Here is a 13,397-nt window from a genome sequence, read left to right as displayed (position 1 = left end):
GTCTACCCCTCCTTGACCAGGCCGAGATCGTTCAGCACGTTGCGGGTGGCGTTGTAGTAACGCACGTACCCGGTGCACCGGCAGATGTGATGGCCCAGGCTGTCCTCGATAACCTGCTCCAGCTGGCTTTGCACAATCGGCTGGCGTTGCAGCTTTTCCACCAGCACCGTTGCCGCGTTGACGAAGCCCGGTGCGCAGTAGCTGCACTGGAACGCGAACTCATCGACGAAGCGCTGCTGGATCGGATTCAGCTCTGTGACCTGCCCCGACTCGTCGCGCTTGGCGTGAGATTCGATGGTGCGCACTTTCTTGCCTTCGAAGTAATGCGCGCCAGTGATACAAGTACGCACTTCTTCGCTGGTGCCGTCCGGGTTGTCGACGATCACCACGCAAGCGTGGCAAATGCCTTGGCCGCAGCCAAGACGCGAGCCGGTGAGGTTCTTGTATTCGTGCAGGTAATCGATCATCGGCAGGTCATCAGGAATATCCACCGGGCCGACGGATTGACCATTGAGGATCAGTTGAAGCGGACGGTCAGCCATTGAGGGCCTCCTTGATGCGCGCAGCCGTAATTGGCAGGTCGCGAACACGTTTACCGATGGCATGCGCCACGGCATTACCGATGGCCCCGACGATCGGGATCATCACCACTTCAGCGATCCCCTTGGACGGGTCGCTTGGCGACAGCGCCGGCAGAATCTCCGACGTTTGCTTCCACACGGCTACGTGACGCGCCATCGGCAGACGGTAACGGTTGAAGTTCCAGTCGCCCTCCCCCGGCCCGCCTTCGTACAGCGGCATCTCCTCCATCAACGCGTGACCGATACCCATGGCGACACCGCCTTCGAGCTGGCCTTTAACCAATTCCTCTACCAACACACGGCCGCACTCGATCCACGAATGGTGATTGAGCACTTCGACCTGCGCCGAGCCCTTGTTGACCTTCAACTCGACCAATGTGGCCACCGGGCTGTAGTAAGTCACGGCAGCGTTGTTCAACTGCGTCGCGGGGTAGCTGATGTTCTGGCGGTCCAACAGGTGGAAACCGGCGCTGCTCATCAGCGCTTGCTTGGCCTTCGGTGCGCCGTCGCCGTACTTCACCGCCAAACCGTCGAGGGGCAGGCGCTCGCGCACGCCGTCGATGCTGTATTCAGCCTCTGCCCAGCTCCAGCGGTTGAACCCGTGAACCGTGGCAGCGGTGACCAGGCCACGCTCGTGGGCGCGCTTGGCCAGCACCTCAAAGCTCAACGGTTGCATGCCGTTGGCGGTGAGCTTGCCGTCGACCCAATGCGCATCCTCACGGCGCACCACATAAGGGTTGGCCTGGCCGCCGAACGGCCCCTGCCGCCAGATCTCCAGCGCCGCCGGCCACAAACCGTGGTTGAACAGCACGCGTGCCGCTTCACGGGTGGCGTGGCTGAAGTAGTACGCCGAGTTGGTGGCCGAAGACGCCGAAGCGAGCTTGCCAACCCACCGCGGGTTACGCAGCAGGTTGTCCTGCTCGGCCTGGCTCATGATGTAAGGGTTGCCGCTGGTGATCAGCTGCATCTCCTTCCATTCGGTTTCGCCGGTCTTCACCTCGTGTGCCGGGCTGCCGAGGAAATCAGCGACCACCAGCGACTGCGAGGTAGACATGCCGGTGCCGATTTCGATACCGATGTGGCGCAGGCTGATGCGACCGTCTGCGTTGAATTCGATACTGGCCATCGGCGCTTCGGAACCGGTGCCGAAGTCTTTCTGGCAGATGGCGAAACCGACGCCGTACCAGTTGTCCGGGTCAGCGACTTCGCGTTGTTTCTTGATCGCGTCACGGTTCTTCCACACGTCGTGCACAGCGGCCTTGTCGAGAATTTCGTGCAGGCGCAAGGCACCGGCAGGAATGGCGCCCTGGGTGTTCTTCATGCCCGAACGCAGGGCATTCTTGCGACGCAGCTCGATGGCATCCACACCGAGGCGACCGGCGATTTCGTCGACCATCATTTCCGTCGCGGCCATGCTCTGCAGAGTGCCGTACCCCCGCATCGAACCGGCTTCAACGCCCCGCGAGTGATAGGCGGTGACTTGCAGATCGTTCTGCGGCATGTAGTAGATCGATTGCGCAGCCGTGGCGCCTACTGCGGCGACCGATGGGCTGTAGTTAATCCGCCCACCGCCGTCGACGCTCATGTCAGCCAGGAAGATCTTGAAGCTGTGGTCGTTCTTGTCGACAGCCAACTGGTAGCGGATGTCGAACGAGTGACGCTTGATGCCGCTCTGGAACTGCTCGTAACGGTCATTGGCCAGACGCACCGGCACACCACCGCCATACAATGCGGCGAGGGCGGCGTAGTAGACAAAAATATTGTGGTCTTTTGAGCCGTAACCCACGGTATAACCGGGGTGCATGTTCAGGTTGGCCAGACCGAAGCGCGACGGCGAGATCATTTTTGCGGTCTCGGTCGCAACTTCCAATGGGCACTGGGTGGCCACTACGAAGTGCAGGGTCTTGGTCGCTGGATCGTACCAACCGTTGCCGTTATCCGGCTCCATGGCGGCCGGTTCGATAGACGGGGTTTTGTAGCGCTCGTCGAACACCAGCCAGTTGTCGGGCGGCGTGTTGATCTGGCTCTTCATGCGGTCGGCGTAGAACAGACCACGCTCGGTCAGGTTGCCGTGCAGGTTCGGCTGGGAATTCCACACCGGGCGCCGGTTTTTCAGCATCGGGAACAGGATCGAATCCTTGAGGCTGGCGAATTCATCCTCATCGGCCGAGGTCGGGCCGCCAACGCGCACATAGCGGAAGCTCCCGTACGGGTCGCCTTCGTAATACGGCACTTTGGCACCGTAACGAATCGCCTTGTCATTGAACTTGAGTTTGTTTTTTGCCTGACGGAACCGCTCGAAATCGTTCCAGATCAGGATCGCCACCGGATGACCGATGAACATCGGCACCTTGCCTTCTGGCAACAGTGGATCCGGAGCATGTTCTTCCGGGAACACGATACCGTCGTTGTCCAGGTCGGCAGCGGTAACAACACGGTCCGGCTGCAGGTCGGCGCCGAGCCACGCCAGGTCGTAGCCCGCATAGATATGGTCGGCCTTGGTAGTCTTGAGCAGCATGGCGTGACCTTGCTGCGCAGGCCAGCCGGGCATGTCCTTGGAACGAATGTCGCGAGCGAAGACTTTGCTGCCGCAGACTTTCGACAAGGCATCGTTACGCTGGCGCGCCTTGCCGTTATTGCCCAGCCACTTTTCGGAGGGCACGGTGACGCTGTTTTCCATCAAGGCTGCCAGCGCCTGGGTGCTGAGCGGCGTGAGCGTGACGCTCACGCCCGCCACCAGCCCGCCCTGGAGGAACGAGCGCCGGGTTATTTCACGGTTGGACATGGATCATCCTCTGAGCGGTTATACATCCGCCCTTATGGTTAAGTGCAGCTAATCTGGAGACTTGCAGAAGCCTTTCTGGGCGAACTAAAAGGCCATGATGACAGTGCAAAGTTGACCGAAGGGTTAACTTTAAAGGTTTCTGCGCCTGCGGCAAATAACCACATGGAAATTTTTTGACACAACAATGCAAAACGGCCGACAAGATCGATACGATCTGTCGGCCGTTTGCCTGTTAATGCGAGATATTGGCGTAGCTCAAGAGATTGGGCGTTCGCTGCTGCGAACACGATGGTGAGGTTTTACAAACGCCAGACACAAAAAACCCCGGTCTTTGGACCAGGGTCTTTGCTATCGGATCAAGTCAGCCGGTGGCTTTCTTGTGCTTCAAGGCGTTCAGTGGGCCTTGAGGCAGATATGGCGCAGCGGACGGGACTCGAACCCGCGACCCCCGGCGTGACAGGCCGGTATTCTAACCGACTGAACTACCGCTGCGTATCGCTTGGCTGATTGAGCGTAAAGCCTCAACCACCTTTAAACATCTGATCGATCAACCTGGGTTGTTCAATCTCAAGCCCGATACATCGAACCTGGAAAATATGGCGCAGCGGACGGGACTCGAACCCGCGACCCCCGGCGTGACAGGCCGGTATTCTAACCGACTGAACTACCGCTGCGCGTCGGTGCAACCTTAACGTTGCGTCTTGCCCTGGAGCAAAACTCTCAAGAAGTGGTGGGTGATGACGGGATCGAACCGCCGACCCTCTGCTTGTAAGGCAGATGCTCTCCCAGCTGAGCTAATCACCCTTTGCTTCGTTGAGGCCGCGAAATTTACGCAGGTAGCGGACCTAAGTCAATAGCCTGCTTGAAGTTTTTCTGAAAAAGACAAAATCACTTCAAGACGGCTAACCGCCCTACTCGCTGTAAATCATCTTCTTGCTCATGCCACCGTCCACCACAAACTCTTGCCCGGTGACAAACCCGGCCTGACGCGACAACAACCAGGCTACCATCGCCGCCACGTCCTCTACCGTGCCCACCCTGCCCGCAGGGTGCTGGGCATGATCGGCGTCTGTGAGCGGCTCGGCACGGCGCGCAGCAGGATCACGCGCATCGATCCAGCCGGGGCTGACCGCATTGACCCGCACTTCCGGGCCCAGGCTCATGGCCAAGGCGTGGGTCAGGGCCAGCAGGCCACCCTTGCTCGCCGCATAGGCTTCGGTGTCCGGCTCCGATTGACGGGCCCGGGTCGACGCCAGGTTGACGATGGCACCGCCGTGGGCGCGCAGGTAAGGTGCACAATGCTTGGCCAGCAGCATCGGCCCGCTGAGGTTCACCGCCAGTACGCGATTCCAGTGGGCCAGATCGAGGCTTTCCAGGGTGATATTGCGCGGATCGGCCACTGCCGCATTGCATACCAGCGCATCCAGGCGCCCGAACTGCCCCAGCACCTCGGCGACACCCTGGGCGACTTGCTTCTCGTCGGCCACATCCATGGTGATGAACCAGGCATTCTCGCCCAGCACCTTGGACACCTTGGAACCGCGCTCGCGGTCCAGGTCAGTCAATACCACCTGCCAGCCTTCGCTGATCAGCCACGCGGCAATACCGAGGCCAATGCCGCGCGCCGCCCCCGTTACCAGCGCAACGCGCCCGTTAGTGGCCGCTGCAGCCTCCATAGACCACTCGATCACAAGGCCGCCAACCCGCGGGCCAGGTCTGCCTGCAAGTCAGCGACATCTTCCAGGCCCACCGCGATGCGGATCAGGCTGTCACGGATACCGGCGGCTTCACGCTCCTGCGGCGCCAGGCGCCCGTGGGAGGTGGTGCTCGGGTGAGTGATGGTGGTCTTGCTGTCGCCCAGGTTGGCAGTGATGGAAATCAGGCGCGTCGCATCGATAAAGCGCCAGGCGCCGTCTTTGCCGCCCTTCACTTCAAAGCTCACTACCGCGCCGAAACCACGCTGCTGGCGTTGGGCCAATGCATGTTGCGGATGGCTCTTGAGCCCGGCGTAGTGCACTTTCTCGATACCGTCCTGCTGCTCCAGCCACTCGGCCAGGGCCTGAGCATTGGCGCAATGGGCTTTCATGCGCAGGCTGAGGGTTTCCAGGCCCTTGAGGAAGATCCAGGCGTTGAACGGGCTCAGGGTCGGGCCGGCGGTGCGCAGGAAGCCCACCACTTCTTTCATCTGCTCGCTGCGGCCAGCCACCACGCCGCCCATGCAACGACCCTGGCCGTCGATGAACTTGGTCGCCGAATGCACCACGATGTCCGCACCCAGCTTCAACGGCTGCTGCAAGGCCGGGGTGCAGAAGCAGTTGTCGACGATCAGCATAGCGCCCTTGGCGTGGGCGATCTCGGCCAGCGCGGCGATATCTACCAGCTCGGCAAGCGGGTTGGAAGGCGACTCGACGAACAACAGCTTGGTGTTGGCCTTGATGGCCGCATCCCAACCGGACAGATCTGCCAGGGGCACGTAGTCCACTTCGATGCCGAAGCGCTTGAAATACTTTTCGAACAGGCTGATGGTCGAGCCAAACACGCTGCGCGATACCAGTACATGGTCGCCAGCGCTGCACAGGCTCATCACCACCGCCAGGATGGCGGCCATGCCGGTGGCGGTCGCCACGGCCTGCTCAGCGCCTTCCAGTGCCGCGATGCGCTCTTCGAACGCACGCACAGTCGGGTTGGTGTAGCGCGAATACACGTTACCCGGCACTTCGCCGGCAAACCGCGCAGCAGCGTCAGCGGCGGTACGGAACACGTAGCTGGAGGTGAAGAACATCGGGTCGCCGTGCTCACCTTCCGGGGTACGGTGCTGGCCGGCGCGCACAGCCAGGGTATCGAAAGCTACGCCATCGAGGTCGCTGTCCAACCGACCGGCATCCCATTCCTGACTCATGCTGCGACTCCTTACTCAATACTTTATTTAAGATACAAAACCGGCCCCTCAGGGCCGGCTGTTACTCAGTTGTTATACAGGTCGATGATCGCGCTGACCGCCTGGGTCTTGATCTTCGACGAGTCGTTGCGCGCCTGCTCGATCTTGTTCAGGTAAGCCTCGTCGACATCGCCGGTCACGTACTTGCCGTCGAACACTGCACAGTCGAACTGGTCGATCTTGATCTTGCCACCGCCGACTGCTTCGATCAGGTCTGGCAGGTCCTGGTAGATCAGCCAGTCGGCGCCGATCAAGTCGGCCACGTCCTGGGTCGAACGATTGTGTGCGATCAGCTCATGGGCGCTCGGCATGTCGATACCGTACACGTTCGGGTAACGCACCGCAGGCGCCGCGGAGCAGAAGTACACGTTCTTCGCCCCAGCTTCGCGGGCCATCTGGATGATCTGCTTGCAGGTGGTGCCACGCACGATGGAGTCGTCCACCAGCATCACGTTTTTGCCACGGAACTCAAGCTCAATGGCGTTGAGCTTCTGGCGCACCGACTTCTTGCGTGCAGCCTGGCCAGGCATGATGAAGGTACGGCCAATGTAGCGATTCTTGACGAAGCCTTCGCGGAACTTGACGCCCAAATGGTTGGCCAGTTCCAGGGCAGCGGTACGGCTGGTGTCCGGAATCGGAATGACCACGTCGATATCATGCTCAGGACGCTCGCGCAGGATCTTCTCGGCAAGCTTCTCGCCCATGCGCAGGCGCGCCTTGTAGACCGAAACGCCGTCGATGATCGAATCCGGACGCGCCAGGTAGACGTGCTCGAAGATGCATGGGGTGAGCTTCGGCGCCACGGCGCACTGGCGGGTGTGCAGCTTACCGTCTTCGGTGATGTAGACAGCCTCGCCCGGTGCCAGGTCGCGGATCAGGGTGAAGCCCAGTACATCCAGGGACACGCTTTCGGACGCAATCATGTACTCGACGCCTTCGTCGGTGTGACGCTGGCCAAACACGATCGGACGGATGCCGTGGGGGTCGCGGAAACCGACGATGCCATAACCGGTGACCATGGCCACTACCGCATAGCCACCGACGCAACGGTTGTGCACGTCAGTCACGGCGGCGAATACGTCTTCTTCGGTCGGCTGCAGCTTGCCGCGCTGGGCCAGCTCGTGGGCGAACACGTTGAGCAGCACTTCCGAGTCGGAACTGGTGTTGACGTGGCGCAGGTCAGATTCGTAAATCTCCTTGGCCAGTTGTTCAACGTTGGTCAGGTTGCCGTTGTGCGCCAAGGTAATGCCGTAAGGCGAGTTGACGTAGAACGGTTGAGCCTCGGCCGAGGTCGAGCTACCGGCAGTCGGGTAGCGCACATGGCCAATGCCCATGTGCCCGACGAGGCGCTGCATGTGACGCTGATGGAACACGTCACGCACCAGGCCATTGTCCTTGCGCAGGAATAACCGGCCGTCGTGGCTGGTCACAATACCGGCAGCGTCCTGGCCGCGGTGCTGGAGGACGGTTAGCGCGTCATACAGCGCCTGATTGACGTTCGACTTACCGACGATACCGACGATGCCACACATGCGACGCAACCCCTACTTAATGAATCTTGACTGAACACAGCTTACTGAGGCGTTTGCGCCGGCAAGAGGTGTTCCTTGAACGGAAGATCAGCGGGTACGCTGATTCCGCTGGCCAGCCACTGACTGCTCCACCCCAGGATGAGGTTCTTGGACCAATCTGCAACCAATAGAAATTTTGGCACGAGTACCGACTCCTGCCACCACGAATCCTGCTGTACCGGCCCCAGGCTCAACAGCCCGACCGCCACGACCACCAGCAACGCGCCACGCGCAGCGCCGAAGGCCATGCCGAGAAATCGATCGGTCCCGGAGAGGCCGGTGACACGTATCAACTCGCCAATAAGATAATTGACCATTGCCCCCACCAGCAGCGTGGCGATGAACATGATGGCGCAGCCCGCGATGACGCGAGCCGAAGGTGTCTCTATGTATCCAGCCAGGTAGACCGACAGTGAACCACCGAACATCCAGGCTACGACTCCTGCGATGATCCAGGTCAGCAACGACAGTGCTTCTTTTACGAAGCCGCGGCTCAGACTGATCAAAGCGGAGATGGCGACGATGGCAACAATCGCCCAATCAACCCAGGTAAATGGCACAGTGCAGCCTACGTACGGATAAGGCGGCGCATTTTAGCAGAGCGCCGGGCGATGGGTAAGCTGTGATTGCGGGTGCTTTGCAAATCAATAGATTGGGCGGTATGAACGCCATTTCAAGCCCAGCATAAACCACTGTGGGAGGGGGCTTGCTCCCGATAGCGATGGATCAGTCAATACAACTGACACTGACCCACCGCTATCGGGAGCAAGCCCCCTCCCACATTTAGATTGCATTACTGCCTGCTTGAATCAGCCGCGCTCAGGCTGGAAGCGCACCACAAACCCATTGAGGTTCTGCTGGCGCCCCAACAAGTCCCGCAGGCGATCAGCCTCGGCACGCTCGATCAGCGGCCCAACAAACACGCGATTCTTGCCGTCAGCACTACGGATATAAGCGTTATAGCCTTGGGCACGCAGCTTTTTCTGCAGAGCATCGGCACTTTCGCGATTGGCCAGGCTGGCCAGCTGGATCGACCAGCTGATCGGCAGGCCATTGGGGTCGATGCGGCTCTGGCCCACGTCCGGCTTACCCGGTGCGGCAGGCTGCGGCGCTACCGGCTTGGGCGCCGGTGCAGGCGCAGCTGGTTTGGCGGCGACTGTCGGGGCCGGTGTCGGCTTGACCACCGGCACACTCGGCTGCACCGGCATCGAAGGCGCCTCTTGCGCGGCGACCTCCTCGTCAGTCGGCACGGGTTCTTCCTCTGGCAAAGCCTGCGGTTCAGGCACCACCACCGGCTCGACCTGAACCTGAGGCACCACGGGCGCCTGGGGTGCAGCAGGCGCCTCAACCACGACCTGGCGCTGCTCATCCTGGCGGGAGAACAGCATCGGCAGGAAAATCACTGCCAATGCCACCAACACCAGGGCTCCGACCATTCGCTGCTTGTATGCGCTATCCAGTAATGCCATGTGCAGCTTCCTCCGTGGAGCGCCGGGCCAACCATTCGAGCGCCTCGGCGACACAATAAAATGATCCGAACAACAGGATTTCGTCGTCGGCGGTCGCTACCGCACACTGAGCCTCGAGGGCAGCGGTGACGCTTGCATACGACGCCACAAGCGCGCCAAGGTTCTGCAACGCAACTTCCAGCTCAACCGCCGGGCGGCTACGCGGCGTATCCAGCGGCGCAACGGCCCAAGACTGAACGCTGCCCAGCAACGGCGCAACCACGCCGTCGAGGTCCTTGTCGGCCAACAACCCGAACACGGCAAGGCGACGACCGGCCGGTGGCGTGCGCGACAGACGCTGCGCCAGGTAGTGGGCAGCATGGGGGTTATGCCCCACATCCAACAACAGGTTCAGGCGTTTGCCTGCCCAGTCGAAGGCGCGACGATCCAGGCGCCCGACCACTTTCGTGGCTTGCAACGTCTGGGCAATCTGCGCGGCATCCCAACGCAGGTCCAGCAGCAAATACGCTTGCAGCGCCAGCGCGGCGTTTTCCATCGGCAGGTTCAGCAGCGGCAGATCCAGCAGCTCTACCGCCTTGCCACGCGCATCACGCCCGCGCCATTGCCAATGGGAAGCACCGATTTCAAGATTGAATTCGCGACCGCGCAGGTAGAATGGGCACTCCAGTTCGCGCACCTTGTCCAGCAAGGGTTGCGGCGGATCCAGGTCGCCACACAGCGCCGGCCTACCCTGGCGGAAGATCCCGGCCTTTTCATACGACACCGACTCACGGGTATCGCCCAGGTAGTCGGCGTGGTCGACACCAATGCTGGTGACCAACGCCAGGTCGGCATCCACCACATTGACCGTGTCCAGGCGCCCGCCGAGGCCGACTTCCAGCACCACCACATCCAGTTGCGCACGCTCGAACAGCCAGAACGCCGCCAGGGTGCCCATCTCGAAATACGTCAGGGAAATATCGCCACGCCCGGCATCCAGGGCAGCGAAGGCTTCGCATAACTGTTCGTCGGTGGCTTCGACACCATTGAGCTGCACGCGCTCGTTGTAGCGCAGCAGGTGCGGCGAGCTGTACACGCCGACTTTCAGGCCCTGGGCCTGCAACAGCGCGGCGACAAAGGCACAGGTGGAGCCCTTGCCGTTGGTGCCGGTCACCGTGATCACACGCGGTGCCGGCTGACCCAACCCAAGGCGGGCCGCTACCTGTTGCGAGCGCTCCAGGCCCATGTCGATGGCGGACGGATGCAACTGCTCAAGGTAGGCGAGCCATTCGCCCAGGGTACGCTGGGTCATAGGTTTGCAGGCACCGGCGGCACGACGATTGGCTCGACTTTAGGCGCGACGTACACAGGGGTCGGCAGGCCCATCATTTGCGCCAGCAGGTTGCCCAGGCGTGGGCGCAGTTCGCCACGTGGAATGATCAAGTCGATTGCGCCATGCTCCAGCAAGAATTCGCTGCGCTGGAAGCCTTCCGGCAGTTTCTCCCGCACGGTTTGCTCAATCACTCGCGGGCCGGCAAAACCGATCAGCGCCTTGGGCTCGCCGACGATCACATCACCCAACATCGCCAGGCTGGCGGAAACGCCGCCGTAGACCGGGTCGGTCAGTACGGAGATGAACGGGATGCCCTCTTCACGCAGACGCGCCAATACCGCCGAGGTCTTGGCCATTTGCATCAGGGAGATCAAGGCTTCCTGCATACGCGCACCACCGGAGGCGGCGAAGCAGATCATCGGGCAGCGGTTTTCCAGGGCGTAGTTGGCAGCGCGTACGAAGCGCTCGCCGACGATGGCGCCCATGGAACCGCCCATGAAGGAGAACTCGAAGGCCGAGACCACCACGGGCATGCCCAGCAGCTTGCCGCTGACCGAGATCAGCGCGTCTTTCTCACCGGTCTGCTTCTGCGCAGCGGTCAGGCGGTCCTTGTATTTCTTGCCATCGCGGAACTTGAGGCGGTCGACCGGTTCCAGGTCAGCGCCCAGTTCGTTGCGGCCGTCGGCATCCAAAAAGATGTCGATGCGCGCGCGCGCGCCGATACGCATGTGGTGGTTGCACTTGGGGCAAACGTCCAGGGTCTTTTCCAGTTCCGGGCGGTACAGCACCGCGTCGCAGGATGGGCACTTGTGCCACAGACCTTCAGGAACCGAGCTTTTCTTCACCTCGGAACGCATGATCGAAGGGATCAGTTTGTCTACTAACCAGTTGCTCATGCTTTCTTTCTCCAGTACCGGTGGCTTGAACACAGCCCCGCGTATGCCCTTGAGCTAAATTCATATGTGGCGATGATACCTGCGGGACGGGGTCAGACGTTCGACCTGCCATTTCCTGCCGTATCCTCAGCCTTCCAGACAACCTGCCAGCGCAGGGTTGCCACTTCATTTCCGGCCCACCACAGGCGGCGCCGGGCTGTTTTACACAGTGGTAGTTATGGACGGCGGCAGACTGCCAGCCGTCACATCCCACCACTGCTGTTGCGCACGGCCTGCACAAATGCGCGAATCTTGCCATGGTCCTTGACGCCCTTGGCCTGCTCTACCCCGCCGCTGACATCCACCGCATAGGGTCGGACCTGGACGATTGCCGCCGCGACATTGGCCGGATTGAGCCCGCCGGCAAGGATGATCGGCTTGCTCAGGCCCGCAGGAATCAGCGACCAATCGAACGCCTCGCCCGTGCCGCCCGGTACGCCTTCGACGTAGGTGTCCAGCAGGATCCCGCGAGCACCGGCATAGGCTGCGCACGCAGCGGCGATATCGTCGCCGGCCTTGACCCGCAGCGCCTTGATGTAAGGGCGCTGATAGCTGTCACACTCCTCTGGCGTTTCATCACCGTGAAACTGCAGCATGTCGAGCGGCACGGCATCCAGGGTTTCGTTGAGCTCGCAACGGCTGGCATTGACGAACAAGCCCACCGTGGTCACGAATGGCGGCAGCGCGGCGATGATTGCCCGCGCCTGCAACACATTCACCGCCCGCGGGCTCCTGGCATAAAACACTAAACCGATGGCATCCGCCCCCGCCTCGACTGCCGCGAGCGCGTCTTCTATGCGGGTAATCCCGCAAATCTTGCTGCGAACGGCTGGCATATCGTAGGAACCTCAGGGTTTGGACCGTGAAAGTCCCGGATGGTAACAAAAGCTTTTCCAGGCGTCAGCCGCCAAGTTCGCTGAAACCTGTGAGGAAGTGTGGACCGATAAAGCGTTCCGGCAATTGGAACTCGTCGCGGTACTCCACATCCACCAGATACAGGCCAAACGGATGTGCCGTAACGCCGCCCGTGCGACGAATGCGGCTTTCCAGCACTTCCTTGGCCCACTCCACCGGGCGCTCGCCGGTACCGATGGTCATCAGTACGCCGGCAATGTTGCGCACCATATGATGCAGGAAGGCCCCGGCGCGGATATCCAGCACGATCATCTTGCCGTGCCGGGTGACCCGCAGGTGGTGGACCTCCTTGATTGGCGACTTGGCCTGGCACTGGCCGGCGCGGAAGGCGCTGAAGTCATGCACACCCACCAGATGCTGCGCGGCCTCGGCCATGCGCTCGGCATCCAGCGGGCGATGGTTCCAGGTGATTTCTTCGTTGAGGTGCGCCGGGCGGATCTGATCGTTGTAGATCACGTAGCGGTAACGCCGGGCGATGGCCTTGAAGCGTGCATGAAAGTGCGCCGGCATGACCTTGGCCCAGCTCACACTGACGTCATGGGGCAAATTGATATTGGCGCCCATCACCCATGCCTTCATTGAACGCTCGGCCTGGGTGTCGAAATGCACCACCTGCCCACAGGCGTGGACACCCGCATCGGTACGCCCGGCACACATCAGCGACACCGGCGAATCAGCGACTTTGGACAGGGCGTTTTCCAGGGTTTCCTGCACCGTTGGCACGCCAGAAGCCTGGCGCTGCCAGCCGCGATAGCGCGAGCCTTTGTATTCCACGCCCAGGGCGATGCGGTAAAAGCCTGCGGCCGCCATTTCGGCGGCCGCGTTATCTATATTTGCCAAGAACTGAGAGCCTGATGAGTTGCGCAAAGGCGGGCATTATAAAGGCGCCGG

Annotated in this window: 11 protein-coding genes and 3 tRNA genes; all 14 read right to left on the bottom strand. The window is 61.2% G+C overall.

What is annotated here, in order from left to right; genetic code table 11:
* Positions 1 to 2 precede the first annotated feature (2 nt).
* Positions 3 to 542: a (2Fe-2S)-binding protein gene (locus tag QZR30_RS12470; RefSeq protein ID WP_056846717.1), complete on the bottom strand. Its 540-nt coding sequence runs from the start codon at positions 540 to 542 to the stop codon at positions 3 to 5.
* Positions 535 to 3,366, bottom strand: a complete 2,832-nt coding sequence (locus QZR30_RS12465) for a xanthine dehydrogenase family protein molybdopterin-binding subunit (RefSeq protein ID WP_311903358.1) — start codon at positions 3,364 to 3,366, stop codon at positions 535 to 537. The genes QZR30_RS12470 and QZR30_RS12465 overlap by 8 nt, the downstream gene beginning before the upstream one ends.
* Before the next feature lie 415 nt (positions 3,367 to 3,781).
* Positions 3,782 to 3,858 (bottom strand) — tRNA-Asp (locus tag QZR30_RS12460).
* 105 nt (positions 3,859 to 3,963) lie between these two features.
* Positions 3,964 to 4,040, bottom strand: a tRNA-Asp gene (locus QZR30_RS12455).
* A gap of 54 nt (positions 4,041 to 4,094) precedes the next feature.
* Positions 4,095 to 4,170: transfer RNA gene (locus tag QZR30_RS12450), tRNA-Val, on the bottom strand.
* 107 nt (positions 4,171 to 4,277) lie between these two features.
* Positions 4,278 to 5,042, bottom strand: a complete 765-nt coding sequence (locus QZR30_RS12445; protein ID WP_046068931.1) for an SDR family oxidoreductase — start codon at positions 5,040 to 5,042, stop codon at positions 4,278 to 4,280.
* An 11-nt stretch (positions 5,043 to 5,053) separates the two neighbouring features.
* Positions 5,054 to 6,265, bottom strand: coding sequence for an O-succinylhomoserine sulfhydrylase (locus tag QZR30_RS12440; protein WP_059397199.1), 1,212 nt, complete (start codon positions 6,263 to 6,265; stop codon positions 5,054 to 5,056).
* Between the two features lie 65 nt (positions 6,266 to 6,330).
* Complete coding sequence (purF, locus tag QZR30_RS12435) at positions 6,331 to 7,836, bottom strand: amidophosphoribosyltransferase (RefSeq protein WP_015884965.1); 1,506 nt, start codon at positions 7,834 to 7,836, stop codon at positions 6,331 to 6,333.
* 41 nt (positions 7,837 to 7,877) lie between these two features.
* Positions 7,878 to 8,435 carry a CvpA family protein gene (locus tag QZR30_RS12430; RefSeq protein ID WP_005789751.1) on the bottom strand — a complete coding sequence of 186 codons (558 nt, stop codon included), beginning with the start codon at positions 8,433 to 8,435 and terminating at the stop codon, positions 7,878 to 7,880.
* A 249-nt stretch (positions 8,436 to 8,684) separates the two neighbouring features.
* Positions 8,685 to 9,344, bottom strand: a complete 660-nt coding sequence (locus tag QZR30_RS12425) for an SPOR domain-containing protein (protein ID WP_043051727.1) — start codon at positions 9,342 to 9,344, stop codon at positions 8,685 to 8,687.
* Positions 9,328 to 10,635: a bifunctional tetrahydrofolate synthase/dihydrofolate synthase gene (gene folC, locus QZR30_RS12420; protein ID WP_056846720.1), complete on the bottom strand. Its 1,308-nt coding sequence runs from the start codon at positions 10,633 to 10,635 to the stop codon at positions 9,328 to 9,330. The genes QZR30_RS12425 and folC overlap by 17 nt, the downstream gene beginning before the upstream one ends.
* Positions 10,632 to 11,552, bottom strand: a complete 921-nt coding sequence (gene accD, locus QZR30_RS12415; RefSeq protein ID WP_032888267.1) for an acetyl-CoA carboxylase, carboxyltransferase subunit beta — start codon at positions 11,550 to 11,552, stop codon at positions 10,632 to 10,634. The genes folC and accD overlap by 4 nt, the downstream gene beginning before the upstream one ends.
* Before the next feature lie 242 nt (positions 11,553 to 11,794).
* The gene (locus tag QZR30_RS12410) at positions 11,795 to 12,427 is read right to left on the bottom strand and encodes a phosphoribosylanthranilate isomerase (RefSeq protein WP_056846721.1); all 633 of its coding nucleotides are present in this window, start codon (positions 12,425 to 12,427) and stop codon (positions 11,795 to 11,797) included.
* Between the two features lie 64 nt (positions 12,428 to 12,491).
* Positions 12,492 to 13,316, bottom strand: coding sequence for a tRNA pseudouridine(38-40) synthase TruA (truA, locus tag QZR30_RS12405; RefSeq protein WP_046068935.1), 825 nt, complete (start codon positions 13,314 to 13,316; stop codon positions 12,492 to 12,494).
* Between the last annotated feature and the right edge of the window lie 81 nt (positions 13,317 to 13,397).

It is taken from the genome of Pseudomonas sp. rhizo25 (assembly GCF_031931935.1).
Lineage (GTDB): Bacteria > Pseudomonadota > Gammaproteobacteria > Pseudomonadales > Pseudomonadaceae > Aquipseudomonas > Aquipseudomonas synxantha.
The sequence above is the reverse complement of the archived record's forward strand: the minus strand, read 5'-3'. Positions and strand labels throughout refer to the sequence as shown.